The 24427-nt window shown below is 56.4% G+C and carries 25 protein-coding genes; 13 read left to right on the forward strand and 12 right to left on the reverse strand.

The features are described 5' to 3' along the window. Positions 1-18 precede the first annotated feature (18 nt). The 3 genes from FEU76_RS01190 to FEU76_RS01200 all read right to left on the reverse strand — a co-directional run bounded on the left by FEU76_RS01190 (position 19) and on the right by FEU76_RS01200 (position 2731). Entirely contained in the window at positions 19-951 is a 933-nt protein-coding gene (locus tag FEU76_RS01190) for a lysine exporter LysO family protein (RefSeq protein ID WP_096921398.1), read from the reverse strand. Continuing rightward, positions 952-1668 (reverse strand): hypothetical protein, encoded by a 717-nt coding sequence (locus FEU76_RS01195; RefSeq protein WP_446718788.1) that lies wholly within the window; start codon positions 1666-1668, stop codon positions 952-954. Between the two features lie 127 nt (positions 1669-1795). Continuing rightward, on the reverse strand, positions 1796-2731 hold the full coding sequence (locus tag FEU76_RS01200; RefSeq protein WP_039175527.1) for a 2-hydroxyacid dehydrogenase: 936 nt from the start codon (positions 2729-2731) through the stop codon (positions 1796-1798). A gap of 296 nt (positions 2732-3027) precedes the next feature. On the opposite strand from FEU76_RS01200, the gene doeA reads away from it, so the two are divergent. From doeA to FEU76_RS01215, 3 genes are read left to right on the forward strand one after another with little or no spacing between them, the layout of a single operon-like run. Beyond that, entirely contained in the window at positions 3028-4227 is a 1200-nt protein-coding gene (gene doeA / locus FEU76_RS01205) for an ectoine hydrolase DoeA (RefSeq protein ID WP_039175528.1), read from the forward strand. 27 nt (positions 4228-4254) lie between these two features. Continuing rightward, positions 4255-5286: a N(2)-acetyl-L-2,4-diaminobutanoate deacetylase DoeB gene (gene doeB, locus FEU76_RS01210; RefSeq protein ID WP_039175530.1), complete on the forward strand. Its 1032-nt coding sequence runs from the start codon at positions 4255-4257 to the stop codon at positions 5284-5286. 8 nt (positions 5287-5294) lie between these two features. Further along, on the forward strand, positions 5295-5777 hold the full coding sequence (locus tag FEU76_RS01215; protein ID WP_096921394.1) for an Lrp/AsnC family transcriptional regulator: 483 nt from the start codon (positions 5295-5297) through the stop codon (positions 5775-5777). Here the strand turns inward: FEU76_RS01215 and FEU76_RS01220 are convergent. Then, the gene (locus FEU76_RS01220) at positions 5772-6992 is read right to left on the reverse strand and encodes a GGDEF domain-containing protein (protein WP_144979685.1); all 1221 of its coding nucleotides are present in this window, start codon (positions 6990-6992) and stop codon (positions 5772-5774) included. The genes FEU76_RS01215 and FEU76_RS01220 overlap by 6 nt on opposite strands. 365 nt (positions 6993-7357) lie before the next feature. Here FEU76_RS01220 and FEU76_RS01225 point away from each other — a divergent pair, with 365 nt between their 5' ends. From FEU76_RS01225 to FEU76_RS01245, 5 genes are all read left to right on the forward strand, one after another. Beyond that, positions 7358-8854: an NAD-dependent succinate-semialdehyde dehydrogenase gene (locus FEU76_RS01225; RefSeq protein ID WP_096921392.1), complete on the forward strand. Its 1497-nt coding sequence runs from the start codon at positions 7358-7360 to the stop codon at positions 8852-8854. Between the two features lie 186 nt (positions 8855-9040). Continuing rightward, the gene (locus tag FEU76_RS01230) at positions 9041-10474 is read left to right on the forward strand and encodes an aspartate aminotransferase family protein (RefSeq protein WP_144979688.1); all 1434 of its coding nucleotides are present in this window, start codon (positions 9041-9043) and stop codon (positions 10472-10474) included. 140 nt (positions 10475-10614) lie between these two features. After that, positions 10615-11292, forward strand: coding sequence for a haloacid dehalogenase type II (locus tag FEU76_RS01235; RefSeq protein ID WP_096921391.1), 678 nt, complete (start codon positions 10615-10617; stop codon positions 11290-11292). A gap of 61 nt (positions 11293-11353) precedes the next feature. Then, positions 11354-11704: a putative quinol monooxygenase gene (locus FEU76_RS01240; protein WP_016916271.1), complete on the forward strand. Its 351-nt coding sequence runs from the start codon at positions 11354-11356 to the stop codon at positions 11702-11704. 51 nt (positions 11705-11755) lie between these two features. Further along, positions 11756-12223: an S-ribosylhomocysteine lyase gene (locus FEU76_RS01245; RefSeq protein WP_039175540.1), complete on the forward strand. Its 468-nt coding sequence runs from the start codon at positions 11756-11758 to the stop codon at positions 12221-12223. Positions 12224-12439: 216 nt separating this feature from the next. On the opposite strand, the gene FEU76_RS01250 is transcribed toward FEU76_RS01245, so the two are convergent. From FEU76_RS01250 to FEU76_RS01265, 4 genes are all read right to left on the reverse strand, one after another. Then, complete coding sequence (locus FEU76_RS01250) at positions 12440-12649, reverse strand: zf-HC2 domain-containing protein (protein WP_313955424.1); 210 nt, start codon at positions 12647-12649, stop codon at positions 12440-12442. Between the two features lie 109 nt (positions 12650-12758). Continuing rightward, complete coding sequence (locus FEU76_RS01255; RefSeq protein ID WP_039175542.1) at positions 12759-13214, reverse strand: thioredoxin domain-containing protein; 456 nt, start codon at positions 13212-13214, stop codon at positions 12759-12761. After that, the gene (locus FEU76_RS01260) at positions 13211-13777 is read right to left on the reverse strand and encodes a sigma-70 family RNA polymerase sigma factor (protein ID WP_039175543.1); all 567 of its coding nucleotides are present in this window, start codon (positions 13775-13777) and stop codon (positions 13211-13213) included. Before FEU76_RS01260 ends, FEU76_RS01255 begins: the two co-directional genes overlap by 4 nt. 63 nt (positions 13778-13840) lie before the next feature. Continuing rightward, entirely contained in the window at positions 13841-14395 is a 555-nt protein-coding gene (locus FEU76_RS01265) for a carboxymuconolactone decarboxylase family protein (RefSeq protein WP_039175545.1), read from the reverse strand. A 194-nt stretch (positions 14396-14589) separates the two neighbouring features. Here FEU76_RS01265 and FEU76_RS01270 point away from each other — a divergent pair, with 194 nt between their 5' ends. From FEU76_RS01270 to FEU76_RS01280, 3 genes are all read left to right on the forward strand, one after another. Next, positions 14590-15282, forward strand: coding sequence for a c-type cytochrome (locus tag FEU76_RS01270; protein ID WP_144979694.1), 693 nt, complete (start codon positions 14590-14592; stop codon positions 15280-15282). Between the two features lie 602 nt (positions 15283-15884). Continuing rightward, positions 15885-16682 carry a prolipoprotein diacylglyceryl transferase gene (gene lgt, locus FEU76_RS01275; RefSeq protein WP_144979697.1) on the forward strand — a complete coding sequence of 266 codons (798 nt, stop codon included), beginning with the start codon at positions 15885-15887 and terminating at the stop codon, positions 16680-16682. Then, positions 16679-17758: a L,D-transpeptidase family protein gene (locus FEU76_RS01280; RefSeq protein WP_144979700.1), complete on the forward strand. Its 1080-nt coding sequence runs from the start codon at positions 16679-16681 to the stop codon at positions 17756-17758. The genes lgt and FEU76_RS01280 overlap by 4 nt, the downstream gene beginning before the upstream one ends. A 71-nt stretch (positions 17759-17829) precedes the next feature. On the opposite strand, the gene FEU76_RS01285 is transcribed toward FEU76_RS01280, so the two are convergent. The 3 genes from FEU76_RS01285 to FEU76_RS01295 form a co-directional block, all read right to left on the reverse strand. After that, on the reverse strand, positions 17830-18387 hold the full coding sequence (locus FEU76_RS01285; protein WP_144979703.1) for a DinB family protein: 558 nt from the start codon (positions 18385-18387) through the stop codon (positions 17830-17832). Between the two features lie 73 nt (positions 18388-18460). Continuing rightward, positions 18461-18709 (reverse strand): hypothetical protein, encoded by a 249-nt coding sequence (locus tag FEU76_RS01290; protein WP_144979706.1) that lies wholly within the window; start codon positions 18707-18709, stop codon positions 18461-18463. Positions 18710-18763: 54 nt separating this feature from the next. Next, complete coding sequence (locus tag FEU76_RS01295; RefSeq protein WP_144979709.1) at positions 18764-21079, reverse strand: PqqD family peptide modification chaperone; 2316 nt, start codon at positions 21077-21079, stop codon at positions 18764-18766. A 191-nt stretch (positions 21080-21270) separates the two neighbouring features. Between FEU76_RS01295 and FEU76_RS01300 the strand changes: the two genes are divergently transcribed. Together FEU76_RS01300 and FEU76_RS01305 are read left to right on the forward strand one after the other, a co-directional pair. Beyond that, positions 21271-22227, forward strand: a complete 957-nt coding sequence (locus tag FEU76_RS01300) for a sulfurtransferase (RefSeq protein WP_144979712.1) — start codon at positions 21271-21273, stop codon at positions 22225-22227. A gap of 151 nt (positions 22228-22378) precedes the next feature. Continuing rightward, positions 22379-22951: a TetR/AcrR family transcriptional regulator gene (locus FEU76_RS01305; RefSeq protein WP_157779945.1), complete on the forward strand. Its 573-nt coding sequence runs from the start codon at positions 22379-22381 to the stop codon at positions 22949-22951. A 35-nt stretch (positions 22952-22986) separates the two neighbouring features. Here the strand turns inward: FEU76_RS01305 and FEU76_RS01310 are convergent, their stop codons facing one another. After that, entirely contained in the window at positions 22987-24258 is a 1272-nt protein-coding gene (locus FEU76_RS01310) for a PAS domain-containing methyl-accepting chemotaxis protein (protein WP_144979715.1), read from the reverse strand. Positions 24259-24427: the final 169 nt, after the last annotated feature.

Below are 24427 nucleotides of genomic sequence, written 5' to 3' on the forward strand. Positions count from 1 at the left end.
AAGGAGCGCCCGATCACGCTAACCCGACAGCGAAAGAAAGAACAGAATCAGCGGCGGGGAGAGTAACGAGAGGATAAAGCCGCTGACCACGGCAATGGGCACACAGGCCACGCCGCCATGCTGCTGAATCACGGGCAGGGTGAAGTCCATGGAGGTGGCCCCGCCATAGCCAATCGCCAGCGCGGTGTGGCGATGGATGACCAGCGGAATCAGTATGAATGCCAGCAGCTCGCGGGTCAGGTCGTTGAAGAACGCCACGCCGCCCATCAGCGGGCCGAGCTGGTCGCCAATCAGAATGGCCGACAGCGAATACCAGCCAAACCCGGAGGCCATGGCCAGACCTTCATTCCAGCGCAGCGAGAGCAAGGGGGCGGCGGCCAAGCCTGCCAACAGCGAGCTGAGCGCCAGGGTGACCGCAATGGCGAGCCCCAGACGGTTGAGCAGAATCTGCTTGAGCGGCATGCCCGAATTGCGCAGCTGGCAGCCAATCAACACCAGCAGCACGTAGAGCACCCACTCTGCCAGCCAGTCCGCCGTGGTATACAACGTTTCCCCCAGCACAGGGCCGAGCAGCAGCCCCAGCGCCACGCCACCCGCCACCACGGCAACGAGCATCAGCGAGCCGCCCATGGCCGCCAGTTTGCTGGTGGGGGCGTCCTTGACCACGGGAGAGTTCCCCGCGCTCAGGCGTACGCGCCTGGAAAGCCACCAGAGGGCGGCAAGATTGAAGAGGGTGGTGATACTGAACAGCAGCAGGGCGTTGCCCCCGAGGCGAGACAGCTGGCTACCCAGGTTTTCAAGCCCCGCCAGGCTCACTCCCATGAACAGCAGTATCAAGTATACCGAGCCGCTGACGGCTCGGTTGATGAGGTTCAGCCACCACGTGGAACGAACGCGAACCAGATAGCCCAGAAACAGCGGCAACAGTACGATCAATAAGCCAGAGAGCATCTAGAGTTCTTTACCCTCGGCAGGCGTGAAGCGTGTCATGGTGATGGCGGTCTGGCGACTGCCTTCCTTCTGGTACTCCGCAGAGAGGATCAGCCCGGGCCAGTCAGGGTGAAAATTGATCACCAGGTGACGGTCGGGTTTCTCGGCATCTACCAAGGTGACCTGCTTAGCGTCGAACTCCCCAGCGGGGACGCTGACGCTGGCCGGGGGATTCAGGTAGTACTGGAAGTGCTCGTCTCGACCTCGGTGGTCCATGAACGAGATATCGCAAGGTGCTTCTTGGGTGCAGTCTTCATGGCCGACCCGCCGTGACAGGTCGAACAGAGCCGTCTGGCGGTCCAGCGAGTGGATATCGGCTTCGTTCAACTGGTAGCTGTCGCCCACGCCAAACAGCGAGTAGCTGCTGTTGTAGAGCAGCGAGCGTGTGGTGTCATCGTCCACTGCAAAGCGGCTGCGCTCTTGCCCGCGCGCCACGGCGACTGAAAAGCTCATGTCGCTCAGCCAGTGCAGGCCTTCGTTGGATAGGGTGTGGGTGATGGTCGCGCCGGGCCAACCACGAATCTCCAGCCGGTACTGAGCTTCGAACGGTTGGGGCGCTGCCCACGGGGAGTCTTCGATGGGTTGCTCTGCGAGGGCGGCTGTCATGCCAGACACGCTCAGGGCACCCACAGTGATGCTCAGCCAGCGGCGAGCCGCAGTTACGTTGACGTGACGCAAAGGCCATTCCTCCATTGAATATATGATCCTCAGAACCTTTGTGTCAGCCCTTGGTTCCACAGCGTCGCTGGCCCGTTCTCAGCAAACGATCACGCTTGGCAAAGTATAACGTGCCGAGCCATGGGCGTCAGTAGCCCGCATCGGGGTTGACGGTGGCGAGAGGCTCACCGGCATCGAAGGCATGCAGATAGGAAATGACCTGATCGATGGCGTCGTTCAGCGGAGTCGGGGCCGCCATATGCGGCGTCACGATCACTTTGGGGTGTTGCCACAGCGGGTGATTGGCAGGCAGCGGCTCTTCGTGGAAGACGTCCAGCAGCGCACCGCGCAGGTGGCCTGGCTGCTGTTCCGTGCCAAGGGCTTTCAACAGAGCTTGTTCGTCGATCAGACTCCCGCGCCCCGGATTGATAACACTTGCCCCTGGCGGAAGTTGCGCCAGCCGGGCGGCGTTCAGGATATGCCGAGTGGCCGGGGTATCCGGCAGGATGGTCACGACGCTTTGCACCTTGCTTAACAGCTGGTCCAGGCCCTCGTCACCGTGCAGGCAGCGTACCCCGCTGATCTGTTTGGCAGAGCGGCTCCACCCCAAGACCGGAAACCCTGCCTGCTGTAGCGCACTGGCCACGTAGCCACCAATGGCCCCGAGCCCCAGCACGCCTACCGGCCAGTCGGCCTTGTCGGCGACTGGCTGCGGCGTCCACTGGGCGTGGGCCTGCTGCTCGCGGTAGCGGTCCATGCTGCGGTAGAAGTGCAGCACGCCGTATAGTACGTAGTCGGCCATCAGTTCGCTCATGCCCGCGTCGCGCAGTTTGACGATGGGCACGCCTTCAGGAAGGCCCGGCGTATTGAGCAAGTGGTCGACGCCAGCCCCGAGATTGATGATGCCTTTCAGGTGCGTTTGCTCCTGCAGCAAATGGGCCGGTGCCTTCCAGACGGCCAGGTAATCGGCATTGAGCCGCTCGCTGGCCGGGGCGTCGCTGGTCAATACCGTGGCCTGGGGCAATGCGTCGGCAATAGCGGCCTGCCACTGCGCTGCATTGTCGATATGGACGACAATTTTCATGAAGGCTCCTTAGCTGCGGCTTTTGGGGAAGCTCTATCATGAGCGAGAGAACCCGAAGACCGCAACCCACGGCAAGCGCGTCGCTTCACGGCCAACGCCTCGTTAGAAGCGATGTTAACGGTCTATGCAATTTTTGACATAAAGGCTTTGACCGCTGACCAAGGAGGGGTGCTAGTATCGGGGCAAGGCGACATTGGCGGGCCAGCAGCGGCGGTGACCAGGTCGATCCTGTGGCCCAGTGGCGCGCCTTACCGCGGGCGCTGGTTCTAAGTGATCTTTTATTGGCGAGTTGCCCGATGACAGAGGTTTCCCTGCCTTTCACCCGTGAAGAGTACGCCAGCCGTTTATGGAAAGTGCGTGCTGAAATGGCCGGTCGCGGCATTGATGTGTTGATCGTCAGCGACCCTTCCAACATGGCGTGGCTGACCGGCTACGACGGCTGGTCATTTTACGTGCACCAGTGCGTGCTGGTGGGGTTGGAGGGTGAGCCGGTGTGGTTTGGTCGCCGTATGGATGCCAATGGCGCGCTGCGCACCTGCTGGATTCACCCCGATAACATCACCTATTACCCGGATTACTACGTCCAGAACCCTGACATGCACCCGATGGAGTATCTGGCGCAGTCGATCATGCCCGACCGTGGCTGGCACACCGGCGTGGTGGGCATGGAAATGGACAACTACTACTTTTCCGCCAAGGCTTACCAAAGCCTGCTCAAGGAGCTTCCCCACGCGCGCTTCATGGATGCCAACGCGCTGGTGAACTGGTGCCGGGCGATCAAGTCTCCCCAGGAAATTGCCTATATGCGGGTCGCCGCCAAGATCGTCGAAGGCATGCACTCGCGCATTCTGGAAGTGATCGAGCCGGGGCTGCCCAAGAGCAAGCTGGTGTCTGAAATCTATCGCGTGGGCATCGAAGGGTTCATCGACGAAAACGGCAAGGTGTTTGGCGGTGATTACCCGGCCATCGTGCCCATGCTGCCTACGGGCAAGGATGCGGCGGCGCCACACCTGACCTGGGACGATACGCCGTTCCGCAATGGTGAAGGCACCTTCTTCGAAATTGCCGGGGTGTTCAAGCGCTACCATGCGCCCATGTCGCGCACCGTGTTCCTCGGCACGCCGCCCACTGACTTCATCCGCGCCGAATCGGCCTTGCTGGAAGGCATCGAAAACGGTTTGGCCGTTGCCAAGCCCGGCAATCGCACGGCCGATATCGCCATGGCGCTGGGCGCAGCCATGGACAAGTACGGTTTTGACCGCGGTGGCGCGCGCTGCGGCTATCCGATTGGCATCTCTTACCCCCCCGACTGGGGCGAGCGCACCATGAGCCTGCGTCCCTCGGACGAGACGATCCTGCAGCCGGGCATGACCTTTCACTTCATGCCGGGCCTGTGGGTCGATGACTGGGGGCTGGAAATTACCGAAAGCATACTGATTACCGAAGACGGCTGCGAAACGCTGGCAAACTTCCCCCGCCAGCTGTTCGTGAAGTAGCCGGTCGTTCAATAAAAAGGATTCACCATGACGCTTCAACCGAACTCACTACGGCCCAGCCCCATCTCTGCCACCGTCGACTTCGACGCCGACGGCGTGCAGCACGGCTTTTTGAAGCTGCCGATCTCCACTGATGAGTCTGCCTGGGGGGCGGTGATGATTCCCGTGACCGTGGTGAAGAATGGCGAAGGCCCCACGGCCCTGTTGACGGGGGGCAACCATGGTGACGAGTACGAAGGCATAACGTCGCTGCTCAAGCTCTCCTCGGCGCTCAAGGCCGAGGAGGTCACTGGCCGCGTGATCATCGTGCCCTGCATGAACACCCCGGCGGTGATGGCTGGCAAGCGCACCTCACCGATGGACAAAGGCAACCTGAACCGCAGCTTTCCCGGCGACCCTAACGGCACGGTGACCTCACAAATTGCCGACTACTTCACCCGGGTGCTGGTGCCCATGAGTGATGTCGTGCTCGACCTGCACTCTGGTGGCCGCACGCTGGATATCCTGCCGTTTGGTGCGTCTCACTTACTGGATGACAAACACCAGCAGCAGGCGGCGCTGGAAGGCGCCAAGGCCTTCGGTGCGCCTTATGCCATGGTGATGTTCGAGCTGGACGCCGAAAAGCTTTTCGATACCGCCTGCGAACGTCAGGGCAAAGTATTCGTGGCCACCGAGCTTGGCGGCGGCGGTACTTCCACCCCGCAAAGCATCGCCATTGCCGAGCGCGGCGTGCGCAACTTCCTGATTCATTACGGTTTGGTAGAAGGCAACGTGGAGATGCCCGAAGGCGGGCAGATGTACCTGGATATGCCGGACGCCAGCTGCTACGTACAGAGCCAGCACGCCGGTGTGTTGGAGCTGCTGGTGGCACTGGGCGACGAAGTGAAGAAGGGCCAGACCATTGCCTATGTTTATGACATGACCCGCAGCGGGTCGGCGCCAGTGGCGTACCAGGCCGAGCGCGACGGCATTCTGATGGCGCGTCGAGCCCCTTCGCTGATCAATATGGGTGACACCCTGGCGGTGATTGCCGACGTTGTCGAACGCCTGGAGGCATAGCCCCCGGCATGATGAAACTGGATCGCTATGATTTAAAAATCCTCGATATCCTCTCCCGGGACGGGCGGATCACCAAGTCGAAGCTGGCCGAGGCGATCAATCTCTCGGTCAGCCCCTGTTGGGAGCGGGTGAAGCGCCTGGAGAAGGCGGGTGTGATCGAAGGCTACACGGCACGCATCAATGCGGAGGTATTGGTGCCGCGCAACCCCGTGTGGGTGCAGATCGAGCTCAAGCAGCACAACGCCGAAAGCTTTGCCCGTTTTGAAGCGCTCGTGATGGCTACCCCCGAGGTCACCGAATGTGTGGCCGTGGGCGGTGGCGTCGATTATCTGGTGAAGTTCGAGGCCCGCACCATCGACAGCTACCAGCGGCTAATGGACAAGTGGCTGGTATCCGAGGCGGGGATCGAACGCTATTTCACCTATATCGTCACCAAAACCGTCAAACGCCAGTCCATCGCCATCGATAGTGATTTGTGCAGCCCGCTATAAGGTTGGCTGAGTTCCAATGGTCTCGTCAGGAGAGACGTTACTGCCAGGGCTGGCGAGCGTGCCCGACCTGACGCGATTTCGGCCTTCACGCTTGGCCTCGTACAGCGCGTCGTCGGCCGCTTTGATGAGCCTGTCAATGTGTGTATCAGGGGCCACAGAGCCTGCGCATACTCCCACGCTCACGGTCACTTTACCCTCGGTGGTCGGGGCATGAGCCACTCCTAGATGAGCGACTTTCAGTCGAATGCGCTCGGCCAGCGCCACGGCGTTGGCCACGGTGGCGTGTTCGCAGCTCAATACCAGAAATTCTTCGCCACCAAACCGGCAGACGATACCGCTGCCCTGACAGGCTGCCTGAAGCGCACCTGCCACCGCGCGTAGGCAGCGGTCCCCCTCGGAATGACCGTAAAAGTCGTTGAAGGCTTTGAAGTGATCCACATCGACGATGATGACAGCGACTGCCAGTGGCGTATCAGGCTGCGTCAAGGTGGAGGCAAAGCGCACCAGTCCCCGGCGGTTGGCAAGCCCGGTCAGGGGGTCCAGGTAGGTCATTTTCTCCAGTTCGGCATTCCGGGCAGCCAACTCGGTACGCAGCTGCTCCACGCGTGTGTTTTCAAGGTAAAGCCGCAATGATTCGGATGAGAATCGATAGTTTGCCATGAGCGAGAGTACTAGCACCGGAACGCCCAAGGAGAGGTGGTTCATCACATAGTCAGGATGAGCCCCAGGCAAGAAGAATATCGTGCTGTACAGGCAGGTAAAGATGAACAGCGAACCATAAAGGCTATATTCGAAGGGCGGTGTTGAGACGATGGTAATCACCAGCAAAAAGACGAGCCCTGCGTAGAAGTAGCCCAGCACGTCCGGGTCTTGTGAACCCAATAAAATGGCGCACCACACCACCGTGCCCAAGCAGACCACCAGTACCCCGGCCAGCTCTTTCTGGCGGATGGGCACGGGACGTCGATAATAGGAAAATAGCAGAAGGGTGGCGGGCCCCATCAGCAGAAAGCGCATCGCCAAAGAGCGCAAGGCGATATCGGGGAGCAAGTAGATATCCACCAATGTGTACGAAAAATAAAACAGCGCGAGCCAGCCCGTGAGCATTTTCATCGAGCGCAGCCGTGTCTCATGGCGATCCTGATCGTAGCGTTCGCGAACGGTCAGGTGGCCGATATGCTCGGAGAGCTGCTTAAAGTAGGCAAGTCGATACACGGCGTTATCTCTTGAGCGGCAAGCAGAGGCCAGCGGCAAGTTCAGGTGCGTGACTAGATCTCATATTACGTCAGAATCGCCCTGACAGAAGGCGGCAGCCATCATTTGCCACAATATTTTATATTCTTGTACAAGTTATATGGCAGGACGTGCGTCACCCAAAAAAAACGCGTGAAAATGCCCGTTCCACAAAAAAATCCCGCGTTTAAACGTTCACTTTCAAAAACACTTCGTGGGCTATCTCCCTTACGCTACAGGCATTGCAGCAAGCCCGCAGAGCGGCAGCTGAACCCCCCTTTCTTGTAGCGTCACGGTCGTTGCCACTACCTGCTCTCAGCGTCGTGGCAGCCTCCTGGAGAAGAGTCATGACCACACTATCCACTGCCCTTGTGAAACGCCTGGAAGATCCACGCTTGTTCCGTCAGTACGCTTATGTGAACGGCAAGTGGACCCATGGCGAAGGTGGCCGTGAAGAGGCCGTGTACGACCCGGCAACCAACGAAGCCATTGGTCATATTCCGCTGCTGGAAGCGAATCAAATCACGGCGGCGGTGGATGCGGCTGAAGCGGCATTCGTCCACTGGCGGGCGCTGCGCGCCGATGAGCGTTGCGAACGTCTGCTGGCGTGGTACGACCTCATTCAAGCCAACCGCGAAGACCTCGCTACCATCATGACCCTGGAGCAGGGCAAACCACTGCCCGATGCTCGTGGCGAAGTGGAGTATGGCGCAAGCTTTGTGCGCTGGTTCGCGGAAGAGGGCAAGCGCACCTACGGCGAGACCATCCCGAGCCACATTCCCAATGCATCGCTCGGCACGATTAAAGAGCCGGTGGGCATTGCTGCGATGATTACGCCGTGGAACTTTCCGCTGGCGATGATCACCCGCAAGGCCGCCGCCGCGCTGGCCGCAGGTTGCCCGGTGATTGTAAAGCCCGCCAACGAAACGCCGTTCTCGGCGCTGGCGCTGGCAGAACTCGCCGAGCGAGCGGGCATTCCCGAAGGCATCTTCAACGTAGTGCTAGGCGAGCCTGCGGAAGTCTCCAAGATTTTGTGCAGCGAACCGCGTATTCGTGCACTCTCGTTTACTGGCTCCACCCGTGTTGGCCGTCTGCTTATCGAGCAGAGCGCGAACACCGTGAAGCGGCTCTCGCTGGAGCTGGGCGGCAACGCACCGTTTATCGTCGGGCCGGATATGGACCCCAAAGAAGCGGCCTACGCTGCCGTGGCCGCGAAGTTCCAAACCGCCGGGCAGGATTGCCTTGCCGCGAATCGTATTCTGGTACACGAATCCATTCACGATGAGTTCGTTGCCCAGTTCACCGAGCGCATGGCGGCACTCACCGTAGGCAACGGCCTGCACGGCGAAGTGGATCTTGGCCCTCTGATTCACCGCCAAGCGGTCGAAAAAGCGGCTGCGATTGTCGATGATGCCATCTCGAAAGGGGCCACCCTGATCGCAGGCGACCAAAGCCAAGCGCCGGGCGACAACTTCTTCATGCCGGTACTACTGACCGGTGTGACGCCAAAAATGAAGGTATGGCGGGAAGAGAACTTTGCCCCGGTGGCTGGCATTACCGCTTATAGTAGCGACGACGAAGTCATCGAAATGGCCAACGACACCGAGTATGGCCTGGCCGCGTATATCTACACCCATGATATTCGCCGCATCTGGAAGCTGATGCGCGCGCTGGAGTACGGCATGGTGAGCGTCAACTCGGTGAAGATGACCGGGCCGCCCGTGCCTTTCGGCGGCGTCAAACAGTCCGGCCTTGGCCGTGAAGGTGGCGCGACGGGGATCGACGAGTATCTGGAAACGAAGTACTACTGCCTGGGCGCGCTGGGTTCGGTGTCGGGTAGCTAGGTTTGGGAGCCACAGCATCGCGCGCTGAAGCGCCCTCCCACAACCCCCGTTAGGCGCTTGAATGGGCTCTGTGGGAGGCCGGCTCTGCCGGGCGAAGGCACCGCGAGGTGCCCATCATTAAGTCAGTCACCAAAGATAAAATATCCTCCCCAACTGTGGGGAGGTTTATCGTACAGAGAGAGCATTATGAGCTTGCATCAGGATCTGATCGAACGCGACCGCAAAGTCACCTTCCACGCCTCTACGCACCTGCGTGATTTTGCCCATGGTGATTTGCCTGGCCGCGTGATTACCGGCGGTAAAGGCATCCACATCGTGGACAAGGATGGCCGCGAGTTCATCGATGGTTTTGCGGGCCTTTACTGCGTCAACATCGGCTATGGCCGCACCGAAGTGGCGGAAGCGATCTATAAACAGGCGCTGGAACTCTCCTACTATCACACCTACGTGGGCCACTCCAACGAGCCGCAAATCGAGCTTTCCGAGCGCGTGCTGAAAATCGCAGGCCTCAACATGTCCAAGGTCTACTACGGCATGTCGGGTTCTGATGCCAACGAAACCCAGCTCAAGATCGTGCGTTACTACAACAACGTGCTGGGCCGCCCGCAGAAGAAAAAGGTCATCTCGCGCATGCGCGGTTACCACGGCTCAGGCATCGCGTCTGGCTCGCTGACTGGCCTGAAGGCGTTCCACGACCACTTCGACCTGCCCATCGATACCATTCGCCATACCGAAGCGCCGCACTACTACCTGCGTGCCGCCGAGCAGCATGGCATGACCGAGCTCGAATTTTCTGCCTACTGCGCGGACAAGTTGGAAGCCATGATTCTGGAGGAAGGGCCGGACACCGTGGCTGCCTTCATCGGCGAGCCGGTACTTGGCACTGGCGGTATCGTGCCGCCGCCGGAAGGCTACTGGGAAGCGATTCAGCCGGTACTGGACAAGTACGACGTGCTGCTGATTGCCGACGAAGTGGTGTGTGGTTTTGGCCGTACCGGCTCCGACTTCGGCAGCCACCACTACAATATGAAGCCTGACCTGATCACTATCGCCAAAGGCCTGACCAGTGCCTACCAGCCGCTGTCCGGCGTCATCGTCGGCGACAAGGTATGGAAAGTGCTGGAGCAGGGCACCGGCGAATTCGGCCCCATCGGCCACGGCTGGACCTACTCCGGCCACGCTCTGGGCTGTGCTGCTGGCCTTGCCAATCTGGATATCATCGAGCGCGAGAATCTGGTGGGCAACGCGGCAGAAACCGGCGCTTACTTTCAGCAGCAGCTGAAAGCCACCTTCGAAGGTCACCCGCTGCTGGGCGACGTGCGCGGCGTTGGCCTGATGGCGGCGCTGGAGTTCTCACCGGATGCCAAGCAGCGCCTGCACTTCGACCCCGTGCTGAAAGTTGGCCCGCGCGTCGCGGCTGCGGCCATGGAAGAGAACCTGATTGCCCGCGCCATGCCCCAGGGCGACATCCTCGGCTTTGCGCCGCCGCTGATCATCAACCGTGGAGAAGTAGACGAGATGATTGGCCGTGCCAAGCGTGCCATCGACCGCGTGACCGATGAGCTGGTGCGCTCGGGTGATCTGAAAACGGGTCAGCAAGAAGCTGCCTTTACCGTTTAATCGCCTGCTTTATCCGTTTAAGCGCCGCTGCCGATGCAGCGGCGTTTTTGTTTTTGATCGTGGCGTCTATGCTGAACAGTGTGAATAGCTGGACAGTGTAAATAGACAATAGAACGTTGATCGTTGAGGAGACGCTCACCATGCAACCGGTACTCGCCTTTGATGTATACGGCACGTTGATTGACACTCAGGGCGTCACCGTTGAGCTGGAACGACGCTTGAAAGATACCTCACAAGCGCTTGAGTTCGCCAAGCGTTGGCGCGAAAAACAGCTGGAATACAGCTTTCGCCGCGGGTTAATGGGGGCCTACGTGCCGTTTTCTGACTGTACTCGCGAAGCGCTGGTATTTACGAACCGTGCGCTGCAAGCCGGGCTATCCGATAACGATCACGACCACTTGATGGCCGTGTATACAGAACTGCCCGCATTCCCCGATGTAGTGCCTGCGCTGGACCAGCTGCGCGATGCAGGGATTCGCTGCGTGGCGTTTTCTAACGGCACATCAGACGCAGTGAACCAGCTCTTGAGCCGTGCAGGCGTGCAGCGCCATATGGATGCGGTGGTGAGTGTGGACGATATCAAACGCTTCAAACCCGACCCCGCCGTGTACGCTTATTTACGCAGTCAGCTTGAAGCGCGCCCAGAAAATACCTGGTTGATTTCAAGCAACGCCTTTGACGTGATTGGTGCCACGCAAGCGGGCCTGCGCAGTGTTTGGGTGCGCCGCCAATCGGATGCGCCCTTCGACCCCTGGGGTGGCGAGCCGGATATGACGGTGTCTGATCTGGAAATGTTGGCTGATCGTATGGTGCCATAGGTTGGTATCTGCACATCCTGGTCGCATAATGAGTCGTGATTCCCCCTATCTGGAAGACAGCATGTCGAAAAAAATCTATTGCACTGCCAGCTTCAAACCCAAGCCAGGCAAAGAAGAAGCGGTCTTCAAGGCACTGCAAAGTCTTGAGCCCAACGCCCATCGTGAAGATGCTTGCCTGTTGTACACAGTGACTCGCCAGATCGATAACCCGTTTGCCCAAGGCACCAGCTACCCCATCGTGTTCCACGAGATTTGGGCCAGCCGTGAAGAGTTCGAAGCGCATTGCCAGCGTAAAGAGATCCAGGAATTCTTCGCCCAGCACGTCGAGTCGCCGGATGGCGACATCGAAGACGCCAACGTATGTGTCTACACCGATGAGCCGTGGAATTTCGATGCCCCCAAGGTGTCATGAGTGCACAACGTGTAGAATAGCCCCGCGAACGAGAGCGACTACGGAGCCAACATGACCGAAAAAAAGATGAACGTCGAAAGCTTTAACCTGGACCACACCAAGGTGAAGGCCCCCTATGTGCGTCTGGCCGATATCAAGGAAGGCCAGCACGGCGACCGTATCCACAAATACGACCTGCGTATCTGCCAACCCAACAAGGAGCACATGGAGATGCCTGCGCTGCACTCCCTGGAGCACTTGATGGCAGAGCTGTCGCGCAACCATACCGATAAAGTCGTCGATATCAGCCCGATGGGCTGCCAGACCGGCTTCTACATCGCGTTGATCAACCACGACGATTACGACGACGTGCTGTCGATCATCGAGCAGACGCTCAACGACGTCTTGACCGCTACCGAAGTGCCTGCCTGCAATGAGATGCAGTGCGGCTGGGCCGCCAGCCACAGCCTGGAAGGTGCCCAGGAACTGGCGCGTAACCTGCTGGCCAAGCGCGGTGAGTGGACTGAGGTGTTTGCGTAAGACCCTGGCGTTAGTCTAGAACGCCAAACGCCCCCTTCATTGGGGGCGTTTTCGTAAGAGAGTGTATGCAGGTTCTATGTTCAATATGCTCACAGGAAGGCTTGATGATACTAGCGTTATCGACTTGACGCATGAATTCGGTGATGGGCTGTATGGGTAATATATCATTAAAAGTGTAAGCATCTAGTCACTTGTTAGTGGCTGGATGCTTACACTTTACTTGTTATTAATGTCGCCATGTTTACTGGGGTGGCGATTGAATGAGTCGTGTAGAAAACGAAACTGCTTGTCACAGAGACGACATGCTCCACACATTGAAAGATGCAGTGCTAGCTGAGCTTTCTGTTGAAATGTTAGTGGCTGCTCAATTCTCAGTGACATTAGTCGAGTGGCTTCTCTACACATCATCATACCTGTGTCCTCCATCGAGTTTTTTATGGTGTATTGGGAAGATGCTTGTTTAGGTTGACTTTGTGTATTTTTGGTGTCTTACCTTACCATAATATTTAAATTAATCAGATAAGTATGTTTGGCTCTAGTGGCTCGATTGCATAAGCTTTTCGAAAGCACTACGTAAATCGTGTGAGGAAGTAACACCTTCGATGGTCTGCTGGCGATTTCCTTTCCCATCAAAGAGAAGAATCGTGACGTGGCCCACTCCGTATCGATGCGCAAAATCGGCACCACTGGTGGTGTTGATATCTGCAATGCGCCAAGCTGGAGGCTGCTCCATTTCGTTCAGCGCTTGCTCCGCATTCGTTCTGAGACGTTGGCACAGTGGGCAGCTGTGATCATGCACTTGTACCGCCACCGGCTGACCACTTCCCAGGATGCTCAAGTCTGATTCTTGTCGAGCCGACTGTTCGTTAGCGATTAGCCAAGCAATGGGGACCGCCAAGAAGGCGAGAAGGATGGCTGATTTGCGCATCAGCTTGCGGAATTTGATGCCTTTCTTTAGCGGCTTGTTTGCCTTTTTTGACGTCTTCTTCATTTCTCTATTAACCAGCCTTTTTCAATGCAAGCACGTAATTTGAGCCTTGCTCTATGTAAGATGACCCAGCAATTCGCTTCACTCAGCGAAAGTATTTGGCAAATTTCTTGCGTGGTGAGATCCATGAGTTCGCGCATCGTAAAAACACGGGCTGTGTTGCCAGGAAGGGCGATTAAACAGGTATCTAACAATTGCCAGAAAGCCGCATTTTCTAACATTTGATCAGGCTCACCCCAGGACTTAGGTTTGCTGGCGGCTTGCCATCGTCCATTTTCTTTGAACAAGTTCTCGAAGGAGTCTTCGTCGCTATACTCTTCGTCTTGCCATGAAATGTAGCGGCGTTCGTATCGTATTCGTTCAAGAAGCTTGTTTTTTAAAATCCCAAACACCCATGTTTCAAAGGCAGACCGGCCGCTGAAGGTGTCTTGTTTTTCAATCGCAGTGATGAGCGTATCTTGAACAATGTCTTCCGCTGCCGTGTGATCTCGTAGCTGTAACCGTGCAAAGGAAATAAGTTTTGGTCGCAGGGCGGCGATGTGATCATCCATAGGTAACAGCGTCATCGTCAGGTGTATCCCTAGAGAACGGTTATCGAAGTGGCCGCTGTGGCGGCCACAGAGATCGATTTAAGTGTCAGCTTTCCAAGCAAGTGGCTTTAGCTCTTCGTTAAGTGGTGTTCCAGCGACATGGTTCGTGTAGTTAGACAGCGTTTTTAACGCACAGGCAATGACCAGTTCTAAGATTTGCTGGTGCGAAAAACCCGCTTCTAAAAAGGCATCGATTTCTGTTTGTTCTGCCCAACCGCGTTGTGCGTTTAGATGACGAGCAAAACGGGTCACCGCCGCAATTTTCGCGTCGTTGGGGGTCTTGCGAGAGCGTAAGTCTTTAATTAATTCATCATCCGCGCCTGCTTTTTTGATACCGCCCGTATGAGCTGCGACACAAAAAGAGCATTGGTTATCAGCACTGATGGCCAGCAAAGCCGCTTGTTGCTCGACGGGGCTCAAGCTTGTTTTGGCATAGATGCCATCAAGCGTGAGGTAGGCTTCCAGCAGGGTAGGTGCTTCTGCCATCTTGGCAAAAATGTTGGGCAAAAAGCCCATTCTTTTCTCGGCAGCCTGCAAGTTGGCTTTGGCAGCTTCAGGAGCACTATCCGTGGTGTGAAGCGGAAAATCAGCCATTACAACCTCCTTCTGTACGATGAATAATCGGTGAAGGCATCACGTAAGGTGTCATGCCTGAGCGCTGTTAGATTATGGAACATTCGGTTCAAAAAAGGCAATGCTCTTTTTTGAGTGACGTGTGTAAGGATGTTTATAGCTCGATCACAGAGAAGCGCATGCTCCAATAACAATTCTATCGACAGGTGATCGCTATGCGCCGAGATCGTGATCTACGTAGCCAATTGCTTGACCGTCTGCGTAAACAGCTTTGCTACTCTGCCCCTGCCATTGCCTTGGTAGCAGGCGGCGTTATGTTCCAAACATTCACGGCGCAACAAACCGTTTTGGCAGAAGAGGCGTCATCTAAAAGCGTCATGTTGGCGAGCAGCCACCGCTCGGCGGAGGCAAGCCCCGAGGCAGAAGCCGAAGCCGAAGCCGAGGCAGAAGGTGAAGCAGAAGCAGAGGGGGAAGCCGAAGCAGAAGGGGAAGGGAAGGCAGCCTCACACCCTAAAGCAGCGTTGGTGAGAAGGCCTGACGGCTATACGCCGCAGTATGATGAGCGTGGCGATAACCCGGCATCGCTCATTGAGCGCGGCGAAGCGCTTTTTAACGATGTTTCGCTGAGCACCAATGGACTTTCATGTGCAAGCTGCCATGGCGCAAAAGGCGATGTCGGTTTTCAAACGAGCTTTCAGCAGCCGTTTCCTCATCCCGTCGCCATGGGAACCAACATGTTTGGCATGGAGACCGTTCATGCCGACGAAATGGTTCAACTGTGCATGGTAGCGCCTATGGCAGCGGACCCACTCCCTTGGGATTCTGAAGAGCTAGCGGCCTTGGCGGCGTATGTGGTGCACGCACAGCAACGCTTCGCAGACGAGGCAGACGGGCACTGTAATAGGTAGACCCGCAGGTTTTAGAGAAGTAGGGCGGCTTTTAGACTTGAGCTGAAAGTCTCCTTTTGGACTGACTGTTCTTTTTGTGGTAAAAACATTCACTCGCGTTTGCTCGCTTGGGTAAAGAGGGCATGGCTAAAAGACACTGGTAGCTAGACATCGAAGGTTGGCTGACATGGCGAAAAATGCGTAACGGACTAGCTAAGCAACTGGCTGCCATGATGATGGTGGTCATCGTTATGCTATCAGGAGCCAGTGTGAGCAGCATTGTCAAAGGCAGCTGCTTAGTCGATGCGTCTGTGTCAGTGTCTAGTGTGGCTGACGCCGACTGTCTTTCTCTCTCTGCCTTAGAGCAGGCCGCCGAGCATACCGACGCCTCCTGTTCTCCCTTTGCACCTGCGAGTGCCTGCGCGATGTCAGGCCCTGTGCTAACACCTTCCCCACAAGGGTTGATGAAGGTGCCTTACCCGCAATCCCTTCCTGAGCAATTAGAGAAACCTCCCCGCTTTTTCTTGTCTTTCTAGCACCTTAAACGCTTTTTCATACCGCTTGGCGTTCATGGGGATACCCCGTGATATCACGGTATGCCTGTTAGAAAAACGGAGAAAGCAATGGACTATCCGGAGATTGACCCCGTTGCCGTGGCGCTTGGGCCACTGGTGATTCATTGGTACGGATTAATGTATGTGGTGGGGTTCTTATCTGCATGGTGGTTGGGACGTTGGCGTGCCGACGACTTGGGCCTAAGTAAAGATGACATTAGTGATCTGATTTTTTATGGCGCTGTTGGCGTGATTGTTGGCGGCCGATTGGGCTACGCCCTGTTCTATGGCATTGAGCAGTGGTTAAGCGACCCGCTGTGGGTATTCCAGGTATGGGATGGAGGCATGAGCTTCCATGGTGGCCTCGTTGGCGTGATCGCGGCAGCGCTCTTTTTTGCGCGCAAAAAGCGACTGGCGTTTATCGATATCGCTGACTTTGTGGCTCCTCTTGTGCCCATTGGCTTAGGCGCTGGGCGGTTGGGCAACTTTATTAATCAAGAGCTTCCGGGCCGTGTGACGGATGTGCCGTGGGCGCTGATCTTCCCGCAGCTAGGGCCTGAGCCACGCCATCCCTCTGCGCTATACGAGATGCTGCTAGAAGGAGTGGTGCTATTTGTTGTGCTCTTCTGGTTATCACGTCGTCCTCGTCAAAGGGGATTGCTATCCGGGGCATTTCTATTCGGCTATGGCGTATTCCGCTTTGCGGTGGAGTTTGTGCGTATGCCCGATGCCCATCTTGGGTTTATCGCTTTCGACTGGGTCACCATGGGTCATGCGCTTACGCTACCGATGATAGTAGGGGGGCTGGGGTTAATGCTGTGGTCACGTTATCAGCCTGCTGCCAATGTTAAGGAGGTAACACAATGAGTGCTGTTATGCGTCAGAAGGTAAAAAGAGTGATGTTGAAACAGGGTGTCGCGGCGGTACGTAACGCCGCATTACTGAGCGTGTTGACGTGGCCGATATGGGTGAGTGCAGAGGAAACGACGGTGCCCGATCACCACTATCCGCTGCCTGACAGTGGCGATGTCATCGGTCAATACTATCAAGTGCTTGCTAATGAAGAAGACACGCTGATTGATATCGCACGAACGCACAAAGTGGGCTACGAAGAGATCCGTGCAGCCAATCCCGAGGTGAGCCTTTGGGTGCCTGGGGAAGGGACGGCTGTCACCATTCCAAGGCAACACATTCTGCCCAATGTGCCACGCACGGGCATCGTCATCAACGTGGCGGAATTAAGGCTCTATTACTATCCAGATGTGCCTCAAGGGGAAACCCCTTGGGTGGAGACCTATCCTATAGGTATCGGTCGTGATGGCTACGATACGCCATTGGGTATCACACAAACGACCATGCGCCTTGAAAATCCTGCTTGGTACCCGCCGCGCTCCATGCGTGAAGAGGCGGCGGCACGCGGCGAACCCGCACCCGCCGTGGTGCCGCCTGGGCCAGATAACCCGCTGGGTGAGCATGCTATTTTGTTGGATATACCTGGGTATTTAATCCACGGTACCAACCAACCCGACGGCATTGGCATGCGGGCCAGCCGAGGGTGCATACGGATGTATCCGGAAGACATTGGCTCAATTTTCGATAACGTGCCTACGGGAACGCAGGTCAATATCATTGATGAGCCTATTAAGGTAGGCCGTGGCCAAGAGGGTGATGTGGTCGTGCAGGTGTTCAACACCCTTGACGATGAACAAGCCAACATGGAAACGCTGAAGGCGCTGCTGCTTTCTCAGTCGTTAATAGCGGAAGACGAGCTGGCTTTATTAGATGCCGACAAGGTGAACCAGTGGTTCGAGCAATCAGACGACCAGATTTGGTCACTTTCCTCGCTCTATGCGTCTGAAGAGGAAGATGCTGAGCCGGTCACCGATATGGATATTTACCAAATGATCGGCCAGACCAATGCAACGCATTGTGTTTATGGGTAAGGAGACTGGATAGAGCGCCATGGCACTTCGGTGCCATGGCGGTACGCGATCACTGCTTGGTAACACGCTATTTAATGATCGTGTTGCCGCCAATGGCGCAGCGTGGAGGGGTGAACACCAAAGTCTTTAGGTACCGTGACACTCAGGGAGTCGCACAGTAAGCGAATCAGTGCCATGTGATGCACCGTATGGCTGGTAAGAAACGCCAACTCTCTTCCTAAACTAGAGGCGAGCGGATACGCATGGCCCTCATGGCCAACGGGATAGTTCAGTATCAAGGGGGTATCCGTGGGCTTATTACTCAATGCGTGAAGAGCGCTTCGTAGCGCGTTAATCGTATTGGCGGCTGCCGCTGGGTTCTCTTCTAGTGCCTCTTCTCGTGGGCGCTGCTCATAATCAATCTGGTCCACATGGGGCGCGTTAGCATATCCCGCCAGCAGCGTTTGGTAGTGCTCTATGATGTGGCGAACATGTTTTCCCACTGACTGGCTGCCAAATAGTTGGCTATACGACGTGCTAGCAAGAGAGGCCACGAGCGACTGCAGCTGTGTGAGCGAGAGCGTGTTCTCTTCAACCAACGGTTGGCAGGGAAATTGGCATTTTGAGACGGGCAGCGATGTCACGGGCATAGCGAAGGCTCCTCATAAGCTGAGCTGGTCGAAGCACCAGCTCAGCACAACGGATTAAGCAGTCGGTACAGTGTTAACCGGCTTCAGCGCCGCCTTCGGCTTCTCCTTCACCTTCTGGTCGTTCGCCTTCACCGCCGCCTTCAGCACCGCCTTCCGCTAGCATCATGGGGGCTTGCTGAACGTTAGTCATGCTGTCGGTCGGCTCATCAGCGTGGGCTTGAAACGCCAAACCGCTCGCTACCAGCGCGAGGGCGGGAGCCGTGTAGCCAAACTGACGGCTCAAACGGCTGAGTAACCGGCGTTTTGCTTCATGTTGAGACATGGTCGTTCTCCTATGGTCGCGATTATTGCGCCAAATAGCGCATCTTACCCACCGCTACACAGCGGCATGGGAAGTGGGTTGTAATACGTGGCGGCTCAGCCATGCGCCCAGATCATGACCCTGAGAGGCCAAGCTGAGTGATACCTGCTCTGAGCGCTGACACAGCGTTTGCAATGCCTGAAGCGATTCGACGCTGAGGTGGTGTTCTGTTTCATACGCTGTCGGTAACAGCGCGCCTAGCAAAGACAAAGAAGAGAGCGGCTCGGACAGCGTGTCAGCATCCGCGGAGAGGACGATGACGATAGGAGGTGTCTCTAACGGCTGATGAGGCAGAGGCGCCCAACTATGATCACTGAGCGGAAGATTCAGTGGAACAAGGCGCGTGGGTGACTGGGGGGACAGTCGTGCCCCACGGGTGACGCTCAAGCCGTGCTGCGTGGCCACTTGCGCCAGTGTGTCGAGTACGCCTGGGGATATTTGGGCGGGTAACACGCAGGCGAATTGCTGCTGGGTATTGCCTAGTAGCGCGATGTCGAGCGTTAACTCGCCCGCACGAGACGCAGTCTTCATGCAGTAGCGGGTGATGGCATCCAGAATATCGGGCCGTTTAAGGCGAGCACTGATGACGCGGCTATGGTTGGTGAGGCAGTAACCGTTGGCGCTTTCTAATAGGTGTAAAGGCTCGGCGGGTAAGGCGGCGTCATGCACGCCTTTCGCCAATGGCGATAAGGCGCTCGCTAAATGCTCCGCGATAGCACCGCTAGGGGCCGTTAATAGCCACTGCCGCCCTGCAAAATAAAAAGTGGTTTGCCACGCGGTAGATGCTGTGCGCTCTGAATAGACCTTGGGCTCGTCTGAAGTAGCCGTATGCAGTGTCAAGAGACCGTGCTGATACCAAGGGGTCAACGTTGCCCATAGGTCGGACATCAACTGCTCTTTTGCTATTTGCCCCCCGCTGGCGGCGGTGAGGTGCGCGATCATCTGCTCGATAGACTCGCCCTCGCTAGCCATTAGCCACATCAAGGCAGCGCTATCATTTAACTGGTAGTAGAGGCCGCTTGGGTGGTGATAAAGCGCCAGTTGGTCGCCTTCAATCAGCTCACTCACCCCGTAGGCACGAAACGCGATAGCTTGCTGAAGCTCAGGTGAAGCCAGCTGGTAATCGGCGAGGCTGGGGAGTCCGATGAACGGTAAGTAACCCAGCGTGGCCTCTAAGGTGGCCGCAGGATAGAGAGGCACAAACCCTCCTGACCGCTTGCGTTCAGCGGCCAGCGCTTCTGCGTCTATATAGGGGGTTGTCACCCGTGGGTAGAGCCCTACAAGGCTGAGCATATCGCTCACTAGGGCGCCTTTCACCGCCTCTTCGACGGTACCCCCATGCTCTGGTTTCGCGCAGATACCGAGCGACGGGCTTAAATTACACTCCAAGATCCACGGCTTCAGTTGATCATCCACCAAGCAGTCCAAGCCAATTAGCTCGTAACAGCCCATAGGGTCTGCGCCATCCTCTTGGGTGCGTAACCGCATGGTATCCGCTGCCGAGAGCGCAGTGAGCGTGGCAAGATCCCGCAGCTGGTGGAACAGCACGTCGTCATCATTCCCCTGATCGCGCAACCACTCTCGGTAGCGTTCCAGATCAATAAACTCGACAGGGATCTCAGCCCCGATATTCAAGGCATTGATATCTGGGTTGGTTAACTGACTAAAGGGGTTGTCGATGTCGTCGGGGTCCCAGGGCTCAGAGGCTAGCTTGGCAAATCCCTGGTCATACAGGTACACCCGCAGCGGATCGATACTGGCGATTAGCATATAAAGACGCAGCACGTACTTGTGCCCGCGAATGGTATGCGGGTTCGCGACGTACTCTTGCACCAGCCAGTTGGGGGTGAGAGGGGCTGTGGTGGGGTCCTTGAGAACACGAACTCCCTGCCCTTTGGAAGCGTTGGTGGGCTTTAAAATCCAGTGTTTATGCGGGTTGGCCGAGGCATCTTCGATCAAGGCCGGGTAGTCGTGAGGCATTTCATAGGCACGTGGAAAAAAGTCTAGCCGCGCCACGGTCTCATGGTCATCCCCGAAGGCGTGACGCATGCGCTCGCGCAAGCCGCTCAGGCTTTCGTGCAAGCGGCTCTTGACGGTGAGCGCCGCATTACCAGGAATATGGTTCATTTTGCACGTGGGAGAGGTGTGCTGGAAAGCACGCTTCAAAGGCATGCCGGTTACCCAAGCAGCCTGCCAGTGGCATTCATCCCCTTCCTTCCACTGCTGAGCTTCTAAGGTGCGACGGAAAAAATGATCCTGCTCGGCATGGCGCTTACCGCTGAGCCAAAAGGTGGGCGCTGACTCAGACGCGCGTGGGGTGGAAGGCGGCATGGCAGTGCTCCTGTTGCATTGTGCTGATGTTCAGTGAGGCCACTTTCAAAATACTTACAGCGTCACGCAGATTATTTTCTTGTGCCCTTGGCGAGTGCCATATAGCCAAACTCTATTGTCAGCTTCTCTTTTTATAGAGCATGATAAGAGTATTGTACCAATCGTTCCTTCCTGGCAGAGGAGTTGTCTCCATGAAACGCAGCGTTATCAGTGCCGTTGGTGTCTTCAGTGTGGTTGCCCAAGCTCAAGCGTTGGAAATGACGCCCCTTGTGGACGCGCAGTGGTTAGATACCCACAAAGATGAACCATCCCTAGTGATTTTGGACGTTCGCTCCTCCATCGATAACGGCGGGGATGAAGATAGCTTTCGAGAAGCGCGCATACCGGGCAGCCGCTACACCAGCTATACCGATGATGGCTGGCGTGAAACCCGTGACAGCGTGGCGGGGTTGATGCCCGAGGTCGATGACCTGGAAGCATTGATTGGTCGCTTAGGAATCAGCAACGACAGCGACGTGGTGATTGTGCCAGCTGGCACAGGGCCGACGGACTTTGGCAGTGCAGCAAGGATTTACTGGACCTTGAAAGTATTAGGTCATGATGACGTGGCGATTTTGAACGGTGGCTTTGCAGGCTGGCAGCAGCAGGGCTATGACGTGGTTACCGGCGAGCCGGATGTCTTTGATTCGACCAACTTCGAAGCGTCGTTACGTGAGCAGTTAGTGGCCAGCACGGAAGAGGTAGAGGCAGCACGAGAAGAGCAGGCGCAGTTGGTAGACGCACGACCCTCTGACTATTTTTCTGGTGAGAATAAATCACCCGCCGCGCGAGTGGCAGGCACGATACCAGGCGCGCGAAGCCTACCGCACCAAAGCCACTTGAATGTACAAAACGGTGCTTACTATCTGGATGTTGATGGTCTGCAATCACGCATCAATGAAGCCGACCTCGACAGTCGTGAGCGCACCATTGCGTTTTGCAATACCGGACATTGGGCGGCGACCGACTGGTTCGTGCTCAGTGAAGTGGCCGGATTTGAGAATATCGCCATGTACGACGGCTCTATGGCCGCCTGGACCATCAGCGACTCCCGCCCGGTACAGCTTGCCCGTGAAGGCATTAAACAGGTACGTGAACTGCTTAATTAAGCTTTTTACCTCTATGCCCGTACGAACTCGTGCGGGCATTTTTATGAATTGGGCAGACAGGCTCAGAGCGAGCGGCACCGCCCGCATGATATATTAGGCGGCTAATCAGTTAGGCAGGCAGTGAGGTAGACACATGAGCGTTGGAAGACCGATGCAGCATCAACCAGAGGCGGCGTTAAGCGCTGCCATGCATTCGTTTTGGCGTTCGGGGTATCACCATACATCGCTGCGTGATTTGCTGGATGCCATGAAGATTTCCCGTAGCAGTCTCTACCATACCTACGGCAACAAAGAAGCGCTGTTCACTAAAGCGTTGTCCCGCTATCGGGAGCAGTTACTGGCACAGTTAACCACATCGCTCGCTCAAGAAGAGAGCGCCTGGTGCTTTATCGAACGCTTGCTGACACGCACCGCCGAGCAGGCCGAGAGCGAGCAAGCCGCCCTAGGCTGTCTGATTTTTAATTCGGCGACTGAACTGGGCAACAGCGAGACCGCAGAATCACAAGCAGCCAGACAGAGTGTGCAGGCGATTACCGCGTTTTTTGTCACGGTGATCGCACAAGCGCAGCAAGAAGGCTCTATTTCCGAAGAGTACGATGCACAAAGCTTGGCGTACTTTTTGACGCTCTCGATGTCAGGCTTACGGCTGCTGCTCAAAAGTGGCGCGACTCAACAACAAGCCAAATCACAAGTTGAACATGTGTTACGAGGCTTGGGTGGATAAGAGGGTGCACGTCCCTGTGCATGAAAACGTTCTGCTCAAATATGCGTGTCAGCAGCCAGTTGCTCGATGGAGTGGGCGACATGGCGGGCGTCCTGCAGAATCTTGTTCACGATGGCATCGATTTCGCTGACGCTGGATTGGCTGGCTTTGCCTTGTTGAATCACCTGTTGCATGGCTTGCGTCGTGCGCTCCACCAAATGGCTGTTCTCTTTCAAGACACGGGTGATCTGCTCGACGGCTTCTGAGGCTCCTTTGGCTAGCTGACGCACTTCATTGGCTACGACGGCAAACCCGCGACCTTGCTCCCCAGCTCTGGCGGCCTCTACGGCAGCGTTCAAAGAGAGCAGGTTGGTTTGGCTGGCAATACTGGCAATCGATTCCGTGATCTTGTTGATGCTCTGTGATTGCTTGTGCAGAGCATCGATCAACTCTTGTGCCTGTGCCAATGTCTGGGCTGCCTGCTCAGAGCCTTTGACCATCTCATCCAGGTGGTCCAGACTGTCCTTCGCGGTGCGCTCTATTTGCGAAGTGCTGCTTTGAGCGGAACTGATGGTACCCGACGTGGCATTGACCTTCTCGACCAAGGGGGTGATGTCGCTGGCAAACTTGACGACTTCTACGACATTGCCATCGCTATCCTTGACGGGGTTATACGTGGCCTCTAACCAAATGCTATTGCCCTGCGCGGTTTTGCGCTCGAACCGGCCTTTGGTGAAGTGCCCTTGTGCTAAACGCGCCCAGAAATTGGGATGTTCACGATAAAAGTTGTCGTGGCAAAACATGCGGTGGTGTTGCCCCACATATTGATTGGCACGGTAGCCAATAGCCGCTTCGAAGTTTTCATTGGCCTCGAGTATTTCTCCTTGGGGAGTAAACTCGATGACGGCCATCGAGGCATTCAAGGCTTTCAATACGGCTTCCTGGCGCTGAGCCTTTTGATGTCTTGCGGTGACATCGTTGGCAATCTTGAGCACGCTCTTTACCGTGCCGCGATAGTTGGTGATCGGCACGTACATGGCTTCCAGCCACACTTCTTCACCGCTGTCTTTGAAACGCCGGAATCGCCCGGTGAAACTCTCCCCCGATGCCAGTGAACGCCAGAACTGCTGGTACGCTGGCTGTTGAGCGTCTGTAGGGTCACAAAAGATGCGATGGTGCTGCCCTTTGATCGCGCTCAACTGGCAATCCATGACCTTGAGAAACGCAGGGCTTGCATGTTTGATCATCCCCTCTGGCGTGAACAGAATGCAGGCGGTATGGCCGAGTAACGCATGATAGAGCGGTGCATTGAAAAAATGGGTATCCATATTTTCCTTCTCTATAGACTGTTAGCTTGCTTAAGAGAGGGCAAGGGGAGGCTCCTAAGCTAACCATGGCACAGCAACTGCTTTTGAGCTAATTTATATTAGCCGCATGCTGTCCTGTCATTCACTCATTGGTATGAGGTTATGTTTGACAATATAGCAGGGCTTGTAT

It is taken from the genome of Halomonas sp. C22, assembly GCF_007655045.1.
Classification (GTDB): domain Bacteria; phylum Pseudomonadota; class Gammaproteobacteria; order Pseudomonadales; family Halomonadaceae; genus Vreelandella; species Vreelandella hamiltonii.

Bases quoted from the DNA above. Each gene is read 5' to 3' on its own strand.
- FEU76_RS01190 (WP_096921398.1), bottom strand. From the start codon at position 951: ATGCTCTCTGGCTTATTGATCGTACTGTTGCCGCTGTTTCTGGGCTAT.
- FEU76_RS01200 (WP_039175527.1), bottom strand. From the start codon at position 2,731: ATGAAAATTGTCGTCCATATCGACAATGCAGCGCAGTGGCAGGCCGCT.
- doeA (WP_039175528.1), top strand. From the start codon at position 3,028: ATGACAGAGGTTTCCCTGCCTTTCACCCGTGAAGAGTACGCCAGCCGT.
- doeB (WP_039175530.1), top strand. From the start codon at position 4,255: ATGACGCTTCAACCGAACTCACTACGGCCCAGCCCCATCTCTGCCACC.
- FEU76_RS01215 (WP_096921394.1), top strand. From the start codon at position 5,295: ATGATGAAACTGGATCGCTATGATTTAAAAATCCTCGATATCCTCTCC.
- FEU76_RS01225 (WP_096921392.1), top strand. From the start codon at position 7,358: ATGACCACACTATCCACTGCCCTTGTGAAACGCCTGGAAGATCCACGC.
- FEU76_RS01230 (WP_144979688.1), top strand. From the start codon at position 9,041: ATGAGCTTGCATCAGGATCTGATCGAACGCGACCGCAAAGTCACCTTC.
- FEU76_RS01235 (WP_096921391.1), top strand. From the start codon at position 10,615: ATGCAACCGGTACTCGCCTTTGATGTATACGGCACGTTGATTGACACT.
- FEU76_RS01240 (WP_016916271.1), top strand. From the start codon at position 11,354: ATGTCGAAAAAAATCTATTGCACTGCCAGCTTCAAACCCAAGCCAGGC.
- FEU76_RS01245 (WP_039175540.1), top strand. From the start codon at position 11,756: ATGACCGAAAAAAAGATGAACGTCGAAAGCTTTAACCTGGACCACACC.
- FEU76_RS01250 (WP_313955424.1), bottom strand. From the start codon at position 12,649: ATGGAGGACACAGGTATGATGATGTGTAGAGAAGCCACTCGACTAATG.
- FEU76_RS01255 (WP_039175542.1), bottom strand. From the start codon at position 13,214: ATGAAGAAGACGTCAAAAAAGGCAAACAAGCCGCTAAAGAAAGGCATC.
- FEU76_RS01260 (WP_039175543.1), bottom strand. From the start codon at position 13,777: ATGACGCTGTTACCTATGGATGATCACATCGCCGCCCTGCGACCAAAA.
- FEU76_RS01265 (WP_039175545.1), bottom strand. From the start codon at position 14,395: ATGGCTGATTTTCCGCTTCACACCACGGATAGTGCTCCTGAAGCTGCC.
- FEU76_RS01270 (WP_144979694.1), top strand. From the start codon at position 14,590: ATGCGCCGAGATCGTGATCTACGTAGCCAATTGCTTGACCGTCTGCGT.
- lgt (WP_144979697.1), top strand. From the start codon at position 15,885: ATGGACTATCCGGAGATTGACCCCGTTGCCGTGGCGCTTGGGCCACTG.
- FEU76_RS01280 (WP_144979700.1), top strand. From the start codon at position 16,679: ATGAGTGCTGTTATGCGTCAGAAGGTAAAAAGAGTGATGTTGAAACAG.
- FEU76_RS01285 (WP_144979703.1), bottom strand. From the start codon at position 18,387: ATGCCCGTGACATCGCTGCCCGTCTCAAAATGCCAATTTCCCTGCCAA.
- FEU76_RS01290 (WP_144979706.1), bottom strand. From the start codon at position 18,709: ATGTCTCAACATGAAGCAAAACGCCGGTTACTCAGCCGTTTGAGCCGT.
- FEU76_RS01295 (WP_144979709.1), bottom strand. From the start codon at position 21,079: ATGCCGCCTTCCACCCCACGCGCGTCTGAGTCAGCGCCCACCTTTTGG.
- FEU76_RS01300 (WP_144979712.1), top strand. From the start codon at position 21,271: ATGAAACGCAGCGTTATCAGTGCCGTTGGTGTCTTCAGTGTGGTTGCC.
- FEU76_RS01305 (WP_157779945.1), top strand. From the start codon at position 22,379: ATGCAGCATCAACCAGAGGCGGCGTTAAGCGCTGCCATGCATTCGTTT.
- FEU76_RS01310 (WP_144979715.1), bottom strand. From the start codon at position 24,258: ATGGATACCCATTTTTTCAATGCACCGCTCTATCATGCGTTACTCGGC.